Source organism: Pseudomonas sp. S49 (assembly GCF_009866785.1).
Lineage (GTDB): Bacteria > Pseudomonadota > Gammaproteobacteria > Pseudomonadales > Pseudomonadaceae > Aquipseudomonas.
In genome coordinates, this window is the sequence record NZ_CP019432.1 from 4550397 (window position 1) to 4570065 (window position 19669).

General features: G+C 58.4%; 16 protein-coding genes and 1 pseudogene. 3 read left to right on the forward strand and 14 right to left on the reverse strand.

Annotated elements, in window-relative coordinates; translation table 11 throughout:
- Positions 1–191: 191 nt before the first annotated feature.
- Entirely contained in the window at positions 192–1586 is a 1395-nt protein-coding gene (locus PspS49_RS19935) for an undecaprenyl-phosphate glucose phosphotransferase (protein WP_007950006.1), read from the forward strand.
- 90 nt (positions 1587–1676) lie between these two features.
- On the opposite strand, the pseudogene PspS49_RS29880 reads toward PspS49_RS19935, so the two are convergent.
- The 7 genes and pseudogenes from PspS49_RS29880 to galE all read right to left on the reverse strand — a co-directional run.
- Positions 1677–1793: pseudogene (locus PspS49_RS29880) on the reverse strand (metal ABC transporter ATP-binding protein); the annotation flags it as partial.
- A gap of 664 nt (positions 1794–2457) precedes the next feature.
- The gene (locus PspS49_RS19940) at positions 2458–4536 is read right to left on the reverse strand and encodes a YjbH domain-containing protein (protein ID WP_160041183.1); all 2079 of its coding nucleotides are present in this window, start codon (positions 4534–4536) and stop codon (positions 2458–2460) included.
- A complete protein-coding gene (locus PspS49_RS19945; RefSeq protein ID WP_160042564.1) occupies positions 4533–5291 on the reverse strand; it encodes a capsule biosynthesis GfcC family protein in 759 nt (252 codons plus the stop codon). The genes PspS49_RS19940 and PspS49_RS19945 overlap by 4 nt, the downstream gene beginning before the upstream one ends.
- On the reverse strand, positions 5291–5956 hold the full coding sequence (locus PspS49_RS19950; protein WP_150776625.1) for a YjbF family lipoprotein: 666 nt from the start codon (positions 5954–5956) through the stop codon (positions 5291–5293). The genes PspS49_RS19945 and PspS49_RS19950 overlap by 1 nt, the downstream gene beginning before the upstream one ends.
- A gap of 11 nt (positions 5957–5967) precedes the next feature.
- On the reverse strand, positions 5968–7029 hold the full coding sequence (locus PspS49_RS19955; RefSeq protein WP_127929129.1) for a polysaccharide biosynthesis/export family protein: 1062 nt from the start codon (positions 7027–7029) through the stop codon (positions 5968–5970).
- 144 nt (positions 7030–7173) lie between these two features.
- Positions 7174–7410 (reverse strand): hypothetical protein, encoded by a 237-nt coding sequence (locus tag PspS49_RS19960; RefSeq protein WP_007910552.1) that lies wholly within the window; start codon positions 7408–7410, stop codon positions 7174–7176.
- Positions 7411–7640: 230 nt separating this feature from the next.
- The gene (gene galE, locus PspS49_RS19965) at positions 7641–8657 is read right to left on the reverse strand and encodes a UDP-glucose 4-epimerase GalE (protein WP_127929130.1); all 1017 of its coding nucleotides are present in this window, start codon (positions 8655–8657) and stop codon (positions 7641–7643) included.
- Between the two features lie 393 nt (positions 8658–9050).
- Between galE and galU the strand changes: the two genes are divergently transcribed.
- Positions 9051–9884 (forward strand): UTP--glucose-1-phosphate uridylyltransferase GalU, encoded by an 834-nt coding sequence (gene galU / locus PspS49_RS19970; RefSeq protein ID WP_108225788.1) that lies wholly within the window; start codon positions 9051–9053, stop codon positions 9882–9884.
- A gap of 29 nt (positions 9885–9913) precedes the next feature.
- The gene (locus PspS49_RS19975; protein ID WP_160041185.1) at positions 9914–10318 is read left to right on the forward strand and encodes a mannose-1-phosphate guanylyltransferase; all 405 of its coding nucleotides are present in this window, start codon (positions 9914–9916) and stop codon (positions 10316–10318) included.
- A gap of 141 nt (positions 10319–10459) precedes the next feature.
- Here PspS49_RS19975 and PspS49_RS19980 read toward each other — a convergent pair whose 3' ends face one another.
- The 7 genes from PspS49_RS19980 to PspS49_RS20010 form a co-directional block, all read right to left on the reverse strand.
- Positions 10460–11590 (reverse strand): GDSL-type esterase/lipase family protein, encoded by a 1131-nt coding sequence (locus tag PspS49_RS19980; protein WP_160041187.1) that lies wholly within the window; start codon positions 11588–11590, stop codon positions 10460–10462.
- 186 nt (positions 11591–11776) lie between these two features.
- Complete coding sequence (locus tag PspS49_RS19985; RefSeq protein ID WP_160041189.1) at positions 11777–12823, reverse strand: acyltransferase; 1047 nt, start codon at positions 12821–12823, stop codon at positions 11777–11779.
- Positions 12824–12835: 12 nt separating this feature from the next.
- Complete coding sequence (locus PspS49_RS19990) at positions 12836–13939, reverse strand: hypothetical protein (RefSeq protein ID WP_016986717.1); 1104 nt, start codon at positions 13937–13939, stop codon at positions 12836–12838.
- A complete protein-coding gene (locus PspS49_RS19995; RefSeq protein WP_150751277.1) occupies positions 13930–15162 on the reverse strand; it encodes a polysaccharide biosynthesis C-terminal domain-containing protein in 1233 nt (410 codons plus the stop codon). The genes PspS49_RS19990 and PspS49_RS19995 overlap by 10 nt, the downstream gene beginning before the upstream one ends.
- Entirely contained in the window at positions 15159–16271 is a 1113-nt protein-coding gene (locus PspS49_RS20000) for a polysaccharide pyruvyl transferase family protein (RefSeq protein WP_150776689.1), read from the reverse strand. Before PspS49_RS20000 ends, PspS49_RS19995 begins: the two co-directional genes overlap by 4 nt.
- Positions 16272–16286: 15 nt before the next feature.
- A complete protein-coding gene (locus PspS49_RS20005; RefSeq protein WP_160041191.1) occupies positions 16287–17369 on the reverse strand; it encodes a glycosyltransferase in 1083 nt (360 codons plus the stop codon).
- A 40-nt stretch (positions 17370–17409) separates the two neighbouring features.
- On the reverse strand, positions 17410–19638 hold the full coding sequence (locus tag PspS49_RS20010; protein WP_160041193.1) for a polysaccharide biosynthesis tyrosine autokinase: 2229 nt from the start codon (positions 19636–19638) through the stop codon (positions 17410–17412).
- Positions 19639–19669: the final 31 nt, after the last annotated feature.

A 19669-nucleotide genomic window follows, 5' to 3' on the forward strand; every position in this document is an offset into this window, starting at 1 on the left:
TTGGCACTGTGCCATCTTGTTAGAACTCGTCAGACACCATTCCCGGCAATAACTTAGTCTATTGACTGACGACAGTTCGGCATATCGATGTTGTTACCTCAGGGCACTCGCTACAACAAAAACAATAAGTCTGGATAACAACTCGGCTTTCAACTGTTGAAACCTGAATGGACGTCTTTTGGGGATACCGTATGGATCTTTCTTTAAGTATCAATCGAAGCACAGGCCTCAAGGGACTGACCTTTTGGGGCCAATGGGCGCTGGCACAGGGCTTTGTCGTGACGCTGTTGTTCATACTCGCTGAGCAGCACACCGGGACGGTCGCGTTCTACTACCGTATGTGTGCGACGCTGGCGGTACTGGCGTCGGTGCCGGCTTATACGTTTAGCGGTGTGTATCGCAAGCGTGACAATTACCTGACCGGTCTCGGTCGGCTGTTCATGGGTTGGTCGATGACCATGGCAGCGCTGGCGTGCATCGCCTTTGTCTGCCAGGCCGATGAGCTGTTTTCGCGGCAGGTGATTCTGAGCTGGGCGGTGTATGGCTTCCTCGGTCAGGCGTTTCTGTACGCTCCGCTGCATGCGTTTTCCAAGTACTACCAACGGTCGCGTAAAAGCGAGCACAAGACGCTGATCGTCGGCACCGGCGAACTGGCATTGGGTCTGGCGAAGAAGCTCAGCCAACTGGAAAATCTGCCGTTGGTAGGTTTGGTCAGCAATGGTGATGTGTCTGCGCTGGGTTCGGATGCACCGCGTGTAGTTGGCGATCAGGAACAGTTGCTGGAGCTGATCGAGGCGCATGACATTCGTCGTTTGTACATCACCCTGCCGCTGTGTGAGGCAGCGAAAATCGAGGCGATTTATGGTGACTTGCTAGGGGCCAACGTTGATGTGGTGTGGGTGCCGGACTTGAACAGTCTGACCCTGCTCAATCACTCGGTGAAGGTCGTGGACGGTCTGCCGGCGATCTACTTGAACGAGAGCCCGCTGACCAGCCGCCCTACTGCTGCTTTGAGCAAGAGTCTGGTCGAGAAAACCGTGGCGTTTCTGGCGATCATCGCGCTGAGTCCGATCCTGCTGATCATCGCGCTAGCGGTGAAGATCAACTCGCCCGGCCCGGTGTTTTTCAAACAGGATCGTCATGGCTGGAATGGCAAGGTGATCAAGGTCTGGAAGTTCCGCTCGATGCGTGTTCACGATGACCGTGATGTGAAGCAGGCCAGCCGCAATGACTCGCGCATTACCGCAGTCGGTCGCTTTATCCGCCGTACTTCGCTGGACGAATTGCCGCAACTGTTCAACGTGTTGCAGGGGCATATGGCTCTGGTCGGCCCACGCCCGCACGCCGTCGCGCACAACAACTACTACTCGGGGAAAATCCTCGCGTACATGGCGCGTCACCGGATTAAACCGGGGATCACCGGATTGGCCCAGATCAGCGGCTGCCGTGGTGAGACGGACACCATCGACAAGATGCAGAAACGTGTGGAGATTGACCTGCAGTACATCAACAGCTGGTCGTTGTGGCTGGATCTGAAGATCCTGGTGAAGACGCCGTTTACGTTGCTGTCGAAGGATATTTACTGAGGTTCGAAGCTGCATACCGCAAGGGGACGAAAGTCCCCTTTTTTGTGCCTGGGATTTGGGAGCGAGAGTGGATTGTGGAGGGATGCAAAGAACTTGTGGGAGTGAGCTTGCTCGCGAAAGCGGTGGGTCAGGCAACGATGATGCTGACTGTGCTGACGCCTTCGCGAGCAAGCTCGCTCCCACAGGGATTCGGGAATGGTTCGGGATTTATGGCGTGACAGATAGCTAATGTGGGAGCGAGCCTGCTCGCGAAAGCGGTGGGTCAGGCAATGATGATTCTGACTGTGCTGACGCTTTCGCGAGCAGGCTCGCTCCCACAGGGATTTGGGATGGCATCGGGATTTTTGGCGTGACAGATAACCAATGTAGGCCTTCGCCTGCTCGCGATGGCGGTGGGTCAGGCAACGGGGATGTCGACCGTACGGACGCTATCGCGAGCAGGCTCGCTCCCACAGGGATTTGTGGTTGGCTCGGGATTTATGGCGTGACAGATATCCAATGTGGGAGCGAGCCTGCTCGCGAAAGCGGTGGGTCAGGCAACATTGATGCTGGATGTGCTGACGCCTTCGCGAGCAGGCTCGCTCCCACAGGGATTTGTGGATGGCTCGGGATTTGTGGCGTGATGAAAATCCAATGTAGGCCTTCGCCTGCTCGCGATGGCGGGGGGTCAACTGTACGGACGCTATCGCGAGCAGGCTCGCTCCCACAGGGATTTATGGTTGGCTCGGGATTTGTGGCGTGACAGATAGCTAATGTGGGAGCGAGCCTGCTCGCGAAAGCGGTGGGTCAGGCAACAGTGATGTCGACTGGTCGGACGCTATCGCGAGCAGGCGAAGGCCTACAGGTTCCAGGGTGTTCGGGAGATCCGCGCTTACTCCGTAATCTTCTCGAAATTCCGATAAAACATATCCCCTTCCCGGCTATCGGTCATCGAGTGCAGTTGGTAGCTGCGGCTCAGTCGCGCACCACCGTCACGGGTCAGTGGGGCCCAGACCAGGTTGGCGCGGCGCATGGTCGACATGCTCATCATTTCGTCGAACGGGATCGACAGGTAGATGCCTTTGTCGAAACTACCTTCGCCATACTCGGCACTGCCCGCCGTGGTGATCGTCGCCCACGCGCCAAAACGCACGCCATTGAAAAACTCGCGCGAGATGTCCAGCGTGCCGCCCCAGTCACCGGCCAGATAACGCCCGACGCTCACCGCCGCCAGCGTATCAAACGGCAGATCGGTATAACCGGTGATATGCCCGGTCACCACCGAGTAATCACGCAGGGCAAAACCCTGATCGAAATCGCGCTGACGCACCCAGTTCAGATCCGCGCCCACCGACCAGCGCTCACCGGTCGGGCGGAACAACACTTCACCGCCGACACCGGCAAACATCGATTCCAGATAACCGCCATACACCATGCCGTACCAGTCTTTATCCAACTGCTCGGCATGACTCATCTGAAACAACGGCATGGTGGTGTTAGACGTGGTCAGGTACTGACGCAAATCCGTGCGCACACGCGGCAAACCGCTCGGCGCGTCGTAGGTGAATTTGTCGAAGTTGTTGGCCAGGTTGGCGCTGAGCAAACCGCTCCACCAGGTGTTGCGGTTGAAGCGATATTCGGCGTCGGCATCGGCGCTCAATTGATAGAGCAAGCCATCCGGGCCACCGACGTTCTGCTTGAAGCCCAGCCCCACGCCATAGCTGAAATGCTGCGGTGCTTCGGTGTAGAGGGTCTTCTCGTTGTGCGGCATCGCCGGGTTGATCTCGGTGGTGCGGTGCAGCGATTCAAGTGGCTCTTCGTTGTTGATCACCTCGCGGAAGGTCTGACGCGGCACGCTGGTTTCTTCCAGCGGCAAGTCGTAGCGCTTGTTGACCACGGTGAACCAGTCGATGTCGTCGTTGACGCTGTTGTCGAGAATCCGGCTCGCCCGCCCCACAGCCTTGGACGAATGGAAGTAACGCTGCTGCTCGCCATAGACGATCAGCTCGGAATCACGCTGCGTGATGCGCTCGACCTTGTAGCCGGCATTCTGCTGCAAACGCTGCGAGACGTTGGCCCAGTTGACCTGATCCATCGCCGTGGCCGGAGCCTTCGCCGGCAGCGGTTCCGGGGTTGGATCGTAAGTCTTCGCCGGTGCCTTGCGGCTGACGAAATTGGTGTGAAAGGTCACGCCGAACATCGCCGTATTACCGCGCTCCCACGCCGCGCTGACATCGACCGAATCGGTGACTTTGAACACCGCGCCAAGGTTGATCGGCGAGTCCTGCTTGATCTCGTTTTCCTTCGGCTCATGCTTGTAGTCGTTGCCTTCGAATTCGAGTTTCAGGCTGAGGCGATCCCACGGCGTCTGATAACTCACGCCACCGAAGAACGACGGCCGCCCACGAAAGTACGAACCCGAGTTGACGTCACCGGTGCCTTCAAGCGCCGGACGGGTATCGAAGCGATCGCTGACGTAGCCCAACGGGTTGTCGATATCGCCGCGATTACCGAGATAACCCCAGGCAATCCCGGCGCTGAAATCGAAGTTGTCGTAACGCTTGTTGGCGACGAAAAATTCACTGGAGAACAAACCGGTACCACCGATATCTCGGAAGCCCAGCGCCACGTCGGGCAGCCAGTGACTTTCCTGCCACAGCCGGACTTTGACGTCGACCGCCTTATCCTTATAGCTTTGGCTGCCGCTGAGGGCCTCCGAGCCGTACGGCCGGTTGGTGATCGCGGTGTAGCGAAACGAGCCTTCGAGCCAGTCCAGCGGCTGCAACGACACGCTGTAGCGACTGTACGGATCGGTGCGGTTGGCGTTGACGCTCAACTCGCCGGCCGGGGCCATGCGCGCGGTTGGCGTCTGCAACAGACCGGTGCCACCGAAGTCATTCTGGGTAATGCGCGGCTCGGCATGCGCCAGACCGCAGGGCAATAACAACACAGCTGCAAAACGTAACTTCAACGAACCACCTCGGCCAGCTGCGTGGCAATAAATTCGGCCAACTGCTGATTCAGTTCAGGAAGAGGCGGATCAAGATCATCATTTTTCAACGGCACCAGAATCTTGCTGCCGGCCACGGGAAAGTGCCCGCTCTCGCGATTCCAGTGGGCGATGCCGACACGTTGCGAAGCGCCGTTGGGCTGGATCAGCCACAGATAATCGGCTTCGGCATCGCTCAGAATCGAACAGCCTTGCAGATACTCACGGGCCTCCTGCAACGGCTGATACGGCAAGTGGCAAGGCTCGGCGACGGCACCGAGCACTTGCACTTCGTCGACACGTTTCGGGTAGATCAGACGATCGCCGTCATCGAGGCGAATGTTGCGCGCGAAGCCAACCTCCAACGCGACCGGATCGAGGTCGGCGATCTGCCGTCCAGTCACCGGCATCTGCCGCACTTGTTCGGCAATGCGCTGCGCCAGTGCCGCCCGACTCGGCCGGTCGAACAGCATCGACATGCGTTGCAGCACATCCAGATCAAACAGCACACCGACCTTGAGCCGTGTCTGCTGCTCAATCAGCGACTGCCGCAGCAAGCCGCCCGCCAGCCAATAGCCTTCGGCATTCGGCACCGCTTCGCTGATCACATCGAGCAAGCGTCCGCCCGGTGGCAACGGGACTGGCCCGGGATTGGCGACATCACCCGACACCGTGACGGCCGCCTGACTCACACTCGCGACCAGCAACAAACTCGCCGACAACATTTTCAGGCGCATCACGGCAGGTGCCTGCGATCAGGGGTCAGTTGCACAACCTTGACGCGCAACTGCGACGTCAGTTGCTGCTCGCTCTGCAAGATGAAACCGTCACGCGGGTCGACCCAGTAACGATTGGTCGCGCTCAGGCCAATGGCCGGGGCGTCAATGTGTTCATCGACACGCAGCACCGTGTATTCCTTGTCGAGAATCGTCAGGGTCTGTTCCGAGCGACGGGAGAAACGGCTGTTGACGATCACCCCGACTTCCTGACCCTTGTAAAGGTCGATCCAGCGCCGCGTGGTAAAACCGTCCGCGACGTGGTGCAGGCCTTGCTTGAACGGCGAGTCATCGGCCAGCCGCGTGCCATCGAGATCGCCTTCCAGGCCCAGACCAATGGTGCGCACGGCGAGGCCATTGCGCAGCAACAGCACTTGTTTGCCCGAGGCGACCCAGAACTGCAGGTCTTCACGCTCGCGCACCAGCGCCAGCACCCCGGAGCCGGACGGCGTGGTCAGTTTCATTTGCGGGTAATTGACCCCGGCGACTTCAGCCGCCGACACGTCGACTTCATCCGGGCCGACGACCGCCGCTTTAAGGTTGTTCAACGAAGCGCTCATCAACGGGTTACAGCCGCACAGCAACGAGGCCGCCATCAGGCAGACGCCAACTTTCAAAATATTCAAAGTCGGCGGCCTTATTTGCTGTTGTTACTGTATTCGCTCCAGTTCTTCGCAGCGGAAGCGCCAGTGCCGACAATCGATGCCGACGGCACCAATTGACTGATCAAGCGATTCCAGCGAGTCACGTTGGCAGGCCCGACGTACACCACGTCCTGAGGACGCACTTCGAAGTGCGACGCGAGCGCCATGGCAGTCGGCGACTCGGCTTCCAGCTGGTAGATCTTCGCCGGTTCGACATCGAGGTTTTCTACGCCGCGAATGACGTACACCGCGTTGCCGTTGGAGGTGGTCTGGCTCAAGCCACCGACCGAACCGAGCACGTCGGTGAGGTTCATCGTCGCGGTCTTGAAACTCAGCGCACGCGGCTGGTTGACCTCGCCCATCACGTAGATGCGCTTGTTGTCGTTGTACGGCAGGTACAGCTGATCGCCGCCCTTGAGGAAGACGTTCTGCAACTCGGAATCCTGCTGATTGAGCGAGTCGAGATTGAGCGGATAGGTGCGGCCATTACGCGTCAGCAGCAGCCCGGACAGATCGGCGTTGTTGGTATCGATACCGGCGGAACCGAGGGCTTCGACCACGCTCAGCGGGTTGGTGGAAATCGCTTGCGGACCGGCCTTGGCCACCGCGCCAGTGACCACGACTTTCTGGCTGGCAAAACGCAACACCGCGACATCCACCTGCGGCTCGGCAATGAATGCCGACAGCCGCTGTTCAATGTCCGAGCGCAGTTGCTGGATGGTCCGGCCGGCGGCCTGGACTTCCTTGATGAACGGGTAATAGAGCGTGCCATCGGAACGCACCAGACGGCCGTTGGCATCGATCTGTTGTTGCGCGCCGGAGGGGGCCGTCAGCTCAGGGTGATCCCATACGGTGATGTACAGAACATCGTTGTTGCCGATGCGGTATTCGGCCGGGGTCGCCAACAGCTCCGGCGGCAGCGACTCACGCTTTTGCGTGGAGCGATTCATGGCGATCAGCTTGGGCGTGATCGGAATCAGCTCGACCCGGCTGCTTTCGCTGGCACCCTGACGGGTGATGCTGCTGGTGCTGAGGTATTGACCGGGGGAAAACATGCAACCTTGCAAAGCGAGACTTGCCAACATTAAAAGATAAACACTACGAGTCATAATGGCACTACGCTATTCAAGGGCGAATCCAAAAACAAAGTCACCCGACTTGCGTCGGGCGACCCTGTACTGCACTAACAGAACTTCCTGTTAGTTATGCGTGCCGGTTGTACCGGTGGTACCCGTCGTACCGGTGGTACCGCCGTTGGCACTGCCACCGCTGTTAGACGCCGCTACAGCACTGGCAACCATTGCAGTACTGGCTGCGGGCGCTTGAGAAGCCGCCACGTTGCCACCTACATTGGTTACCGCTGTCAGCGGTGCTTCAGCGGCGGCAGCCCAGTTGCTCAACATCGTCAACAGGGCAACTGCCATCACTTTTTTCATATCAACTCCTTTCTAACATTCGACCTGTTAAAAAACCGGCCTGAGTTAGCGGTGGTGAGTTCAAGTCCGCAAAAAGCGCGAACAAGATCCGTTGTTCTTTCACAGTCTTACCCAACTGATAAAAGTCGAACGGCAGGTTTATATCTACGGACTTGCAAAAGGCATTGCCAGTGTAATTTCCCGACGTTATCTAACAAGCTGACTGAAAATAACATTGGGTTAAATGGCCATCATCGCAAGTAGCCTTTGGGATGGTTCGATTGCCAGCGCCAAGTGTCGGTGACCATGTCCTGCAAGTTGCGCGTGGCTTTCCAGCCAAGTTCCTTAGCAGCCTTGGAAGCATCGGCCCAACTCTCGGCGATATCCCCGGAACGGCGCGGCATCATCCGGTACGGCACCGGTTGCCCGCAGGCCTGTTCGAAAGCGTGAAGCACTTGCAGCACGCTGTAGCCATCGCCGGTGCCGAGGTTCCAGGTGTGAATGCCGGTACGCCCGGAGATCGACTGCAACGCCTTCAAGTGCCCGTCCGCCAGATCGACGACGTGGATGTAATCGCGCACGCCGGTGCCGTCCACAGTCGGGTAATCATTGCCGAAGATCGACAGCTCTTGCAGGCTGCCGACCGCCACCTGACTGATGTAAGGCACCAGATTATTCGGAATGCCGTTGGGGTCTTCGCCCATATGGCCGCTGGCGTGGGCGCCGATCGGGTTGAAGTAGCGCAGCAAGGCGATGCTCCAGCGCGGCTCGGCCTGGCTGAGGTCACGCAACACGTTTTCGACGATCAGCTTGGACTGGCCGTAGGGATTGGTCGGATTACCAGTGGGAAAATCCTCGCGGATCGGCATCTGCTCAGGCTCGCCATACACCGTGGCTGACGAGCTGAACACCAGGCGGAACACCCCCGCCGCCGCCATTGCCTGGCACAACGTAATGCTGCCGCTGACGTTGGTCTCGTAGTACTCAAGTGGTTTGCGTACGCTCTCGCCGACCGCTTTCAGGCCGGCAAAATGCAGCACTGCCTCGATGTTGTGCTCGCGGAAAATCCGGTCGAGCAGTGCGCGGTCGCAGACATCGCCGCGGATCATCCAGGCACTCTTGCCGCAGATGGTTTCAACGGCGTGCAACGCGGCTTCACTGCTGTTGCAAAGATTATCCAGCACGACAACTTCATAACCTGCTTCAAGCAATGCAAGTGTGGTATGCGAGCCGATATAGCCGGCACCACCCGTTACCAGAATCTTCATAGCGCGGTCCGTCTTTGGATAAGTGACAAGTTAGCGTGTCAAGCCTTATTGAATAGATATGTGTCACAATCCACACAAACGAGGCGACAACAACCGAAAACAAAACTAGTTCAATGACTGGCAATAAATATTTTTGCAGGTCAGACTGTATTGTCCGCTACTTATTAGCACTCCCCGCGCACTCATCACTATCATCAGATACCGACTAAAAATAACTATCAAGCAACTAACCGACATCTCATAACATTGTCGTGTTTTACCGTCACTGGCATTTGCCATTAATAACCTGACTCGGGTATTAAAGTAAGCCTTCAATCCCACATTGAAACTTGCACGCCCTGTATTAGTGCGCGCATCCGTCGCCTGTGTTCCATGACTGTCCAGGATACTTTTATGATTCGTAAATGTTTGTTCCCCGCTGCCGGCTATGGCACGCGTTTCTTGCCGGCCACCAAAGCCATGCCGAAAGAGATGCTGCCGATCGTCAACAAGCCGTTGATCGAATACGCCGTTGAAGAAGCGCGGGACGCCGGTCTGCAACACATGGCCATCGTCACCGGTCGCGGCAAGCGTGCGCTGGAAGACCATTTCGACATCAGCTACGAACTCGAACACCAGATCCGTGGCACCGAGAAAGAGAAATTCCTCGCCGGCACCCGTGAACTGATCGACACCTGCACCTTCTCCTACACCCGTCAGGTGGAAATGAAGGGCCTGGGTCACGCGATTCTCAGTGGCCGTCCACTGATCGGCGATGAGCCGTTCGCCGTGGTGCTGGCCGATGACCTGTGCCTGAACCTGGAAGGTGACGGCGTGCTCACCCAGATGATTGAGCTGTACAAGAAATTCCGCTGCTCGATCGTCGCCATCCAGGAAGTCCCGGCCGACCAGACCCACAAGTACGGTGTGATCGCCGGCGAACTGATGTCCGAAGGCATCTATCGGGTCAACAACATGGTGGAAAAACCGGCCCCGCAAGACGCGCCGTCGAACCTGGCAATCATCGGCCGCTACATCCTCACCCCGGATATTTTCGACCTGATCGCCGACACCCAACCGGGCAAGGGTGGCGAGATCCAGATCACTGACGCGTTGATGAAACAAGCGCAGAACGGTTGCGTGCTGGCCTACAAGTTCAAAGGCCTGCGTTTTGACTGCGGTGACGCCGAGGGTTACTTGCAGGCGACCAATTTCTGCTACGAAAACGTCTATCTCAAGGGCCGCTGAGACGGCTCCCTTCACCCAACGAGGCCACCATGAACATTGCACAACATTCCGTAGAGATTGAACGCGAGGTGGGTAACCTCGGGGTGATGAGCTGGTTGTCCCGCCATCAGCCGTTGCCCAGCGCCAACGAAACCTGGCTGGGCACGATTCTGCTGGTGGAGCGGATTGGCGTGTTTCCGGCGTCCGGTGATATCCGCCGGCCGCTGCGTGATCCCTATCCGCTGCTTGCGCATTTGAAAACGCTCTATGGCGAGCAGGCGCTGGAGATGGATGATCGCGATGGTCTGAAGGTGATCTTCAGCGACTGGCGCTTCCGGGTGCGGATCTGCTGCAATGACCCGGCGATCATCATCAACGTTGAGACTCGGTGCGATACGCGGCTGATGCCGCAGAAGATTGCGGAATTGCTCGAGCAGGTCGACGCCTTCGAATAACTCCCCTCACCTGATCGTTCCCACGCTCTGCGTGGGAATGCATCCAGCGACGCTCTGCGTCACCCAGCGAAGGGACGCGGAGCGTCCCGGGCGGCATTCCCACGCGGAGCGTGGGAACGATCACCGCCCGGGGTTTGCGTGTTATTTAGGGGAGGCGTCGCAACGATCCTTGGCGCCGGTGATCCAGCCATAGAAGTAGTCAGCAATCACCTTCCCGCCCGTGGCCGGTACCGGATGAATCTTGTCCGGGCCGATCATCGCAGCGGCGTAGCGTTTGACGTCCGGCCCGAACGCGCACTGCAGATTGGCATACCCCAGACGCTGCTCAAGCGCCCACGGTTCAAGCACCTGCGCGTACGCCGACATCGGATACGCACTGGAGCGCGTGGTGTCCTGACGCATGATCAGGTTGATGCTCGCCTGCGGCTGAATCTCACGCAGCATGCCCACCAGCCCCTGAACGTTCTGCAGATACTGCGCGGGCTTCACGCCGAAGCCCTGATCATTGCCACCGAGCATGATCAGGTAAACATCCGCGGGGATCTTCGACACGGCAGCTTTCCACTGCACCTGCCACTGCGGATCCTGGTGATAGAAATCCGCAGAAGCCGCACCCGATGCCGCGAGCTTCGAGACCCGCACGCCATTCTGATCGTTGCTCATCCACAGGCCGAACAACGTCGGCGCGCCCTTCACCACTTCCAGTTTGAAGGACCAGTCTTTCGCTGCCGAGAGGCCTGTCAGCGGTACTTCCTGCACGCCCGAACCTTCAAGCTTCAGGGGTTGCCAGTCTTGCGCGGGAGACCAGCGATAGCGGATCTCGCTGGATTCGCCGTTGCCCAGATAAAGCAGTTTCGCCTGAGTGACAGCGGTATCGATGCGCGGCGTCGGACTCGCATCCACTTGCAACCATGCGCCGGGCCGGCCTGTCACCGTGCGACTGTCCGGACTCGCCTGGCCCAGGTCTGAAACCTTCCAGTCGCCGCCAAAGTACTTGTCACTGCTGCGGGTGTATTTGAAATGGGTGCCGCCCAGCGCCGCGCCGTGGTTGAAACCGACGTAACCCGGCCCGGCAAAACCCACTTCCCCGGCCACGCGCTGCACCAGTTTGTTCAGGTAAAAATCCTGCCCGGCGCTGTAGCTGTCGCCGATCACCGAGACCGACAAAACCTTGCCAGACTTGCCTTCACGCCACTGCGCAAAACGCTCGCGGGCATCGCCCACCTGAACCACCGACGCCGCGACGGGTTGAGCGTCATCTACTGCCAACATGCAAAATTTCCTTCAGTCTGAAATGGCCCACTGAATGCTTGGGTGTACAGAGATCAACTGTAGGAGTGAGCCTGCTCGCGATAGCGGTCTGTCAGTCAGCATTTCATTACCTGACCCACCGCTATCGCGAGCAGGCTCACTCCTACAGGGATTGTGTTCGACAAAGATCCGCTGCTCGCGAAGCTCTTAGCTGCTTTGGGTTTGCGGCACCGGGGTGATGGGCACCGCCGGTTTCTTCTTCGCCGCCCGCTCCCCAAGGAACAACACCGAAGTGAAATTGAACCGGCTGAAAACCATCGACAACACCACCGGCCCAAGCAAGCCACAACTCAAGCCACCGAGTACCAGCAGGCTTTCATCCTTCACTCCCAACCGTCCCAGCACAAACCGCGACGTCGCCGCAAACAACACATGAAACAGGAAAATCGCATACGAATAACCACCGAGCCACGTCAGCGCCTTCGACCGTACATCACTCGACAGCAACGCGATGCAAGACACGCAACCCACGGTCAACCCGATCAGACTGCGACGATCGACAATCAGCTCACGATCAATCGCCGCGACATACAACAGCGTCAGCGAAATCAGCACAAACACCAGCGGCCCGATCACCTTGAAGCGCTGCTTCAACACGTCGACATTTTCCTGGCCAATCATCCCCGCCACGAAAAACGGCAACAGGTAAATCGCCCCGTTGATCCCGAACGCATCGAACTTGAACGGCGACAACAAAAACAGCAGCGCCGCAAACGCAAACAGCCCATACAGCCGCGTCGCCGAACGCAGCATCCCGCGCCACTCCAGCAGCCCGACGAACATGAAAATGATGAACACCGCCTGCAGGAACCAGAAGTGGTTGATCGGCACCCAGAACGACAACAACGCGTCGATCACACCGACATCCTTGTTCACCCCCGGCCCGACAGCCTGCAACACCGAGAATGGTACACCGACGCAAAACAGCGGCACGATCAAGCGGCGCACCTTGCCGCTGAAGAACGCGGAAAAGTCGTTGCCACGAATTTTGTAGATCGAATAGATGTACCCGGAAATGAAGGTGAACAGCGGCATACGCACGTACACCATCGAGTCGGCGATGACCCGGAACGGCGAGCCGATATCGATCTTCAACCCGCCGCCCAACGGCCCGATGACGTGATAGAGCACCAGCAACAGGCACGCCAGGCCACGCAGGGTTTCAATCTCCAGGGACTTTTTCTTGCTCGACATAAAGCACCTGCCTCAATTCAGAATTCTTGATTCAACCTGCACCGGTTTGTTCGCCCGCAGCATCAAGCCCAGGCCGACAAACAACACCGGCACCACCATCGAGAAGTGTCGGGCGAAGGAGCCGAAGTCCGGCTCGAACAGCCCTTGCACCAGCAGAAACGCCAGCGGAATGGCGATCAGTTCCTTGGGTTTGGTCTGGATCGGCGCGCCCTTGTAATCGGTCGAGGTGATGACTTTGAACAGCAGCAACGCGGTCATGATCATCAACGCCACGAAGATCACCTGACCCGGGCCGGACAGCAGAATCAGCTCCACCGGGAATGACAAGCGGAAGAAAATGATCATCGAGTCCAGCGCCTGCGAAACGAAGTCGCTGCCGCTGAGCCACGACACGATCAAGGATTTCGAGCCCTCCTCGCCCGCCGTGCGCAGTTCGTTGTTACTGGCGCGAATCGACGACACCGGGAAGCCCAGTGCGAGCTGAATCGACATGGCTACCGCCAGGTAGAACAGAAACAGCATCAGAAAGAACGTCGTGCGCGACACATACTTTTTCATCACGCAGACGCCGACCCACGACAGCGAAAACAGAATCCAGTAAGGCCGGATCAGCACACCGTAGATCACCGCGGAAAGGAAAAAACCACCGCGATATTTACGCGTCAGCGAGCTGAGCAAAATGCTCAACACCGCCACCGACACAATGATTTCCTTGGTCAGATTCTCCAGGAAGAACGAGCGCACAATCCCCCACAGACACAGCGTGCCGAAGATCGCCAACGGCATGCGCCGAAACACCACCACAGGAATCGCCGTGAGGAAAAAGTTGCAAAACATGCCGTAGGCCCAGGCATTGGTCAGGTTGATCCCGGTGGGCCGCAGCAGGAACGCCGAACACTCGTAGGACGAGCGATCGGGCGAGAACGGGTTCCAGAAGTTGCAGTTATCGGCACGGGCGTAGGACGACCACAAGGTCATCGCATCCGGGCCTGGATCACGCGGAATCAGCAGCGGCATCGCCACCGACAGAAACAGCCCGGTGAAAAGGATCAGGAACGAGACATACGAATCGAGTCTCTTGCCACGAAACTCGATGCACGGCAGTTTCAGGCCCATGACAACGCAGCCTTTTTCGCAGCGGTTGCGCGAGTCAGCACGGCAATCACCACGAGCTGCACGATGATCGCGAAGACGTTGCCCCACGCCGCGCCGTAGATCGAATAGTGCTTGATCAACAGATAGCTGACCGGCACCGAAACCAACAAGCAAATGGCAGCGCTGGCCAATGACACCCGGCTGTTTTTCGAAGCAATCAGACCACCCCAGACGATGTCGCCAATCGCGCGCAAGGCGAAGGAGAAAATCAGTACGCCGAGGATCGCATTGTCCGGACGCGGCACGCTGGTGGCGACGTAATCGAGCACCACGTTGAAAAACACATAGATCGCCACCGCCACCGCCGCCGACACCAGCAGCGAGCGCATCACCCACTTGTTGATGAACAGTTGCTTGACCGTGAACGCCTGTTGCTCAGCCTGAAAACGCTTGGCCAGCACCGGAATCCCGACCACCGCCACCACCGCATAGGACAACGCCTGCAAAGTGTTTGCCGCCGACCATGCGTACACGTATTTACCGAGGCTGGCGTAGGGTTCCAGGTCGATGATCAGAAAGCGCTCGGCGTACTGACTCAGCGCGATCAGCCCGGTGCCGAGGTAGAACGGCAAGCCGGCCTTCCATACGGTGCCCGTGGCCAGCGTCCCGGCAACCCGGCCCTTGTGCACGTTCACCACGATCAGATAACCGGCGATGATCACCAGCACGTTGGCAGCGACCCACAGCCACAGCACGCTGGCGATTCCCGAGACCCAATCGAGCATCATCCCGCCCACCGCCAACAGCGCCCACAGGCCGGTCTTGATGAAGAACAGCAATGCGCCCGCCGTGGCTTTCTGCGCAGAAAACACGAAAGAGTTGATCTCGAACGACAGGTGCTCAGTGAGCAAAACCAGCGTCACGCAAAGGATCAGCGCGGCCGGCGCTTCAACTGTCTGGAACAGTGAATAAATCAGCACCGTCGCTACCGACAACAACAACCCCACCGCCAGATACAGCAGCAGGACTTTATCGACCACCCGGCGCGAACTGCCGCCGACGCTGATCAAGCGATTGATCTCGGAACTGAAACCGACGCTGTAGAACTTCGACGCAATCAGCGATGCCGCGACCACCACGCCGTAGAAGCCCAGCGCCTCATAACCGAGGTAATGGGTGATCGCCAACACCAGCAAAAACTTCGCGCCCAACGCTCCGCCGCGAAGCAGCAGCCGAAATATCATCGAACGACACCTTTGATGATCTCGTCCATGGCCACGGTTTTCGCTTCGATTTCTCGGCAGGTATCGGTCAGGCGCTTGCCGAAGTTCGACAGCGCATTCGGCGCATAAACCGTCTCGATAATGGTGTCGACATTGATGTCGCCGCCGTTGATCACCCAGTCCTCGACCCCCATGTCCTGATAGGCGCCGAAGCCTTTGCGTTCATAGCTGATGTGGTACGCCGGCACGCCGGAAAGCAGCGACTCGATGGCGCCGTGCAAGCGTACGGAAATCACCAGATCCGGTTGGTATTTGGCAATCGTCGCCTTCAGCGACAACAGGTCTTCGGTGATGCCCAGTTCGCGATAGAACGCGCCGTCATCGTTGCCGCGTACCGCGCTCTGTACGGCGCAGACCACTTTGCTTTTGTTCTTCAAACGCTGCAGCAGCACTTTCAGATTGGCCACGTAAGCGACTTTCTTTTCCTTGCTCCACTCCGGCGGCTTGCGCAGTACCACGCACACGGTGGCTGGCGAAGACGCGCAGCGGGTGAATTTTGCCTGCTGGAGGATTTTGCTCGCCAACGACTGCACCGCCAGATCCGGCGCGCGGTAGACGTTTGCACAGGCATCGAAAATCGCCGAGGAGCGATTGTCACGCACGAATACCGCATCGGCGCTAGCGTAGTGCTCGACGATCTTGCTGCTCTCGCCGTGGAACGGGCCGATGCTTTGCGGCAGGTACACCGACGGCACTTTGCTGAGGATCGCGGTTTCCAGTTGCTTGGCGTGGCCGAGTTTCAGCTTGATGTGTTCGAAGGCACTTTTCGAGCGCATGTAACCGCCGCCGACGCCGACGATCAGATCGGTTTTCTTCAGCAGATCCGCCAGCCCGGCGTAGGACTGATTGAGGAACACCGCTTGTTTGACCCGGCCCAAACCCTTGGCCGCCATCACCGGCGCGTCGAAACGCGGGTGCGGCAAGTAGCTGAAAGATTCCGGGTCGGAGGCCACGACGCTGATCGCGGTGTCTTCGCCAAAATTGCGCTGCACCAGCGCGATGGCCAGATCGACGAGCAAGCCGTCACCGGAGTTGGACGCACTGTAGCCATGCAAAATCGTTACGTTCATATGCTTGAGTTCTACTTAAAAAGTGGGAGCGCGATACAGGTCGTAGGTCTGGCGAATCATCAACGCGGCACTGAAGCGCTCGCGGACAATGCTGCGTCCTTGGTTGCCGAGGTCGAGCAAACGCGGCTTCTGGATAATCGTCAGCACATCGGCCAGCGCTTGGTGATCACCGGACGGAAAGACGTAGCCAGACACTTCGTTGGTGACCAGTTCGGGCAGTGACGTGCAATTGCTGGCGATCACCGGCAAGCCCATGGCCATGCCTTCCAGCGGCACCATGGCGAAACCTTCCCAGCGACTCGGCACGATCAGCGCATCGGATTGTTGATACAGCGCCTGCACTTCGCTCGGGGTGACCCACGGCAGGTACTCGACGCCATCCATCGGCGGGCACTCGACCGCGTCCTCATTGACGGCACTGCCAACCACGGTCAGTTTCATGTCGCTGCGCTGCACCTTGGCGTAAGCCTTGAGCAGCACATCGAAGCCCTTTTGATAATCGAGGCGACCAACGAACAGCAGATGAATCGGCTCGTTGCCAACCGCTTTCTGCGCGTCTTCCTTGCGATGAATGCCGTTGTAGATCAGCGTCATGCGCTTGCGCTCGATGCCGAAGCGCGCGGCTTTGTCGAGTTCGTACTGGCTGACGCAAATGATCACGTCGGTGACTTTCTGCAGCACCCGCTCGATCCACGCATAGACTTTCTGCTTGGTCGGCGAGCTTTCCATCAAGAACGAAAACGCGTGCGGGCAATAGACGATTTTCGGCTTGCGCCACGGTCGCAGCAGCACACACACGCACCGCCCGATCACCCCGGAAAAGGTGCTGTGCAAATGCACCACGTCGGGTTTTTCCTTGAGCATCACCTGGGTCAGGCGCCAGGCGAAACGAAGTAGCGACGGCACATTGCGCCCGGTACGCGGGAAGGTGCGGATCTGTTGCGCGCCGATGCCGTGCAACTCTTTGGCCTGATCATCCGGAACCAGATACACCAGCTCGTAGTTCGCCGCATCGCCTTCAGGCGAAGCCGAAATCGTCCGGATCACCGTCGCTACGCCACCTTTGATCGTCTCTGCCACGTGCAGTATTTTCTTCACAAATCACCCACTTCAAACAGGAAAAAACAGTCGCTGACAGTCAGGATTTGTCGGACGCGTATTCGTAGTTGTAATAGCCGTAGCCGCCGTTGCCGTAATAACTGGCGGCACGCTTCTCGACGCCGTTGAACACCGCGCCTTTGAGCTCGATGCCGTTCTGCGCGAAGCGGCGAATGGTCAGTTCGATCTCTTTGGCCGGGTTCACCCCGAAGCGCGTGACGATCAGGCTGATCCCGGCTTCACGGCCGACAATCGCGGCATCGGTCACCGCCAGCAGCGGCGGCGTATCGATGATCACCAGGTCGTAGCGCTCACTCAGTTCGGCGAGCAAATCGCGGAAGTTGGCGTGCATCAGCAGCTCGGAGGGATTGGGCGGTACCTGGCCGCGACTGATGAAGTGCAGGTTGTCGACTTCAATTTTGTTGATCGCCTGATCGATGCTGCAGCGCTTGACCAGCAGGTCGGACAAACCGTTGGTGATCGGCGTGTTGAGGGTTTTGTGCAGGTGACCTTTGCGCATGTCGGCATCGATCAGCACCACGCGCTGGCCGCTCAGGGCCATGACGGCGGCAAGGTTGGACGAGACGAAGGTTTTGCCGACCTGCGGGCTCGGCCCGGAAATCATGATGCGGTTGTTGGTCGAATCGAGCCCGGCGAAGTGCAGGCAGGTGCGCAGGCTGCGGATCGATTCGATCGACAGATCCGTCGGATTACGCAGGGCCAACAGGTACGCCGGTTTGTCGACACCGTCGCGGGCGCGGCCTTTTTTGTTGTCTTCTTCATCCTGCAAGGCGCTGTACGGAATCGACGCGTACACCGGCAAGCCAAGTTGCTCGATGGCTTCCGGGCCTTCCAGACCGCGGCTCAGGGATTTGCGCAGCAGCACCAGCGCCACGCCGACAAAGGCGCCTAGGAACGTAGCAATCAGCACAATCAGGGCTTTTTTCGGTTTGACCGGGCTGGTCAGATCGACATCTGCTGCATCGACCAAACGCACGTTACCGACGGCACCGGCGCGGACGATGTCCAGTTCCTGGGATTTGTTCAGCAACTGCGTGTAGATCTGCGAAGCGACTTCGACATCGCGGGTCAGGTTGAGCAATTCCTGCTGTGTCGCGGGCAGATCGCCGACTTTGCCTTCCAGCGATTTCTGTTGCTGGGTCAGCTCGCCGATCTGGCTCATCAACGCGCGATAGGCCGGATGCTGTTTGGTGAATTTGCGGTCCATCTCCGCTTGCTGCATTTTCAGCTCGGAAATCCGCGTTTCCAGCGCCACCGACTGACCGAGCACCGACTGGGTTTCCAGCGAGATGTTCACGGTCTTGCCGTGGGTCTGATAGGCGTTCAACGCATCGCTGGCCTTGGCCAGATCACGCTTGACCTGCGGCAACTGGCTTTGCAGGAAAGCCAGACTTTGCGCCGCTTCCGCCGAGGTGCGGCGCACGTTCTGATCGACATAAAGCGCGGCGATCTTGTTGAGAATCTTCACCGCTTCAGCGGCGTCGCTGCTGGCCAGCGCCAGTTTGATAATCCCCGATTCCTTGCCCTGCTCGGAGATATCCAGTGCGTCCTGATAACCCTGAATCGTCACGATCCGTGGGTTGCGCACCACTTCGAAACGCGTGCCGGGATTGGCCAACAACTGGGTGATCTGCCCTTCTACACCGTCCTGCGCGAACGCTTCGCCGGCGACGCCTTCCACCAGCAGGTTGTCGTTGTCATCGAGTAACTGGAAGTGCTTCTGTTCGCCGGCAATCAGGGTGAGTTTCTTGCCCAGCAGTTCTTTGGGCAGATTGAGCCGGGCAAACTCCAGGCGCTCGCCGCCCCACGCATAGCTGTTCAGGCCGAAACGCGGCGCAGCAACGCTGGTTTCGGTCTCGCCGCGATAACGCCGGGCGAGAAAGCCGCCAATCATCGGGAAGGTGTTGGGGGTGACATCGATGTCCAGGCGCAGGTCGTCGACGGTTTTGCCGATCACCGCGCGCGATTTGATGATGCCGATTTCGGTCACCGACGGCGATTGCCCACCGAGCATGCTGTTGAGGTCGGAGAAACCGAGCATGTCGTTCTTTTTCGGCTCGACCTGCACCAGCGCATTCGCCAGGTACACGGGCGTGGCCAATACCGCGTAGGCCACACCGGTGACCATGAAGGCCCCGGTCAGTGCGCCGATCAACCATTTCTGGTCGATCAAACTGCCGAATATACCGAGCAGATCAATACTGTCTTGATCATTGTCGCGGGTGCCGATTACGGACGGTAACTGCATAAGTCTGTTCTTACCATTCATTGATCTGAAG

Coding starts and splice junctions, on each gene's coding strand:
- PspS49_RS19935 (WP_007950006.1), top strand. CDS start 192: ATGGATCTTTCTTTAAGTATCAATCGAAGCACAGGCCTCAAGGGACTG.
- PspS49_RS19945 (WP_160042564.1), bottom strand. CDS start 5,291: ATGCGCCTGAAAATGTTGTCGGCGAGTTTGTTGCTGGTCGCGAGTGTG.
- PspS49_RS19955 (WP_127929129.1), bottom strand. CDS start 7,029: ATGTTTTCCCCCGGTCAATACCTCAGCACCAGCAGCATCACCCGTCAG.
- PspS49_RS19960 (WP_007910552.1), bottom strand. CDS start 7,410: ATGAAAAAAGTGATGGCAGTTGCCCTGTTGACGATGTTGAGCAACTGG.
- galE (WP_127929130.1), bottom strand. CDS start 8,657: ATGAAGATTCTGGTAACGGGTGGTGCCGGCTATATCGGCTCGCATACC.
- galU (WP_108225788.1), top strand. CDS start 9,051: ATGATTCGTAAATGTTTGTTCCCCGCTGCCGGCTATGGCACGCGTTTC.
- PspS49_RS19975 (WP_160041185.1), top strand. CDS start 9,914: ATGAACATTGCACAACATTCCGTAGAGATTGAACGCGAGGTGGGTAAC.
- PspS49_RS19980 (WP_160041187.1), bottom strand. CDS start 11,590: ATGTTGGCAGTAGATGACGCTCAACCCGTCGCGGCGTCGGTGGTTCAG.
- PspS49_RS19985 (WP_160041189.1), bottom strand. CDS start 12,823: ATGTCGAGCAAGAAAAAGTCCCTGGAGATTGAAACCCTGCGTGGCCTG.
- PspS49_RS19990 (WP_016986717.1), bottom strand. CDS start 13,939: ATGGGCCTGAAACTGCCGTGCATCGAGTTTCGTGGCAAGAGACTCGAT.
- PspS49_RS19995 (WP_150751277.1), bottom strand. CDS start 15,162: ATGATATTTCGGCTGCTGCTTCGCGGCGGAGCGTTGGGCGCGAAGTTT.
- PspS49_RS20000 (WP_150776689.1), bottom strand. CDS start 16,271: ATGAACGTAACGATTTTGCATGGCTACAGTGCGTCCAACTCCGGTGAC.
- PspS49_RS20010 (WP_160041193.1), bottom strand. CDS start 19,638: ATGCAGTTACCGTCCGTAATCGGCACCCGCGACAATGATCAAGACAGT.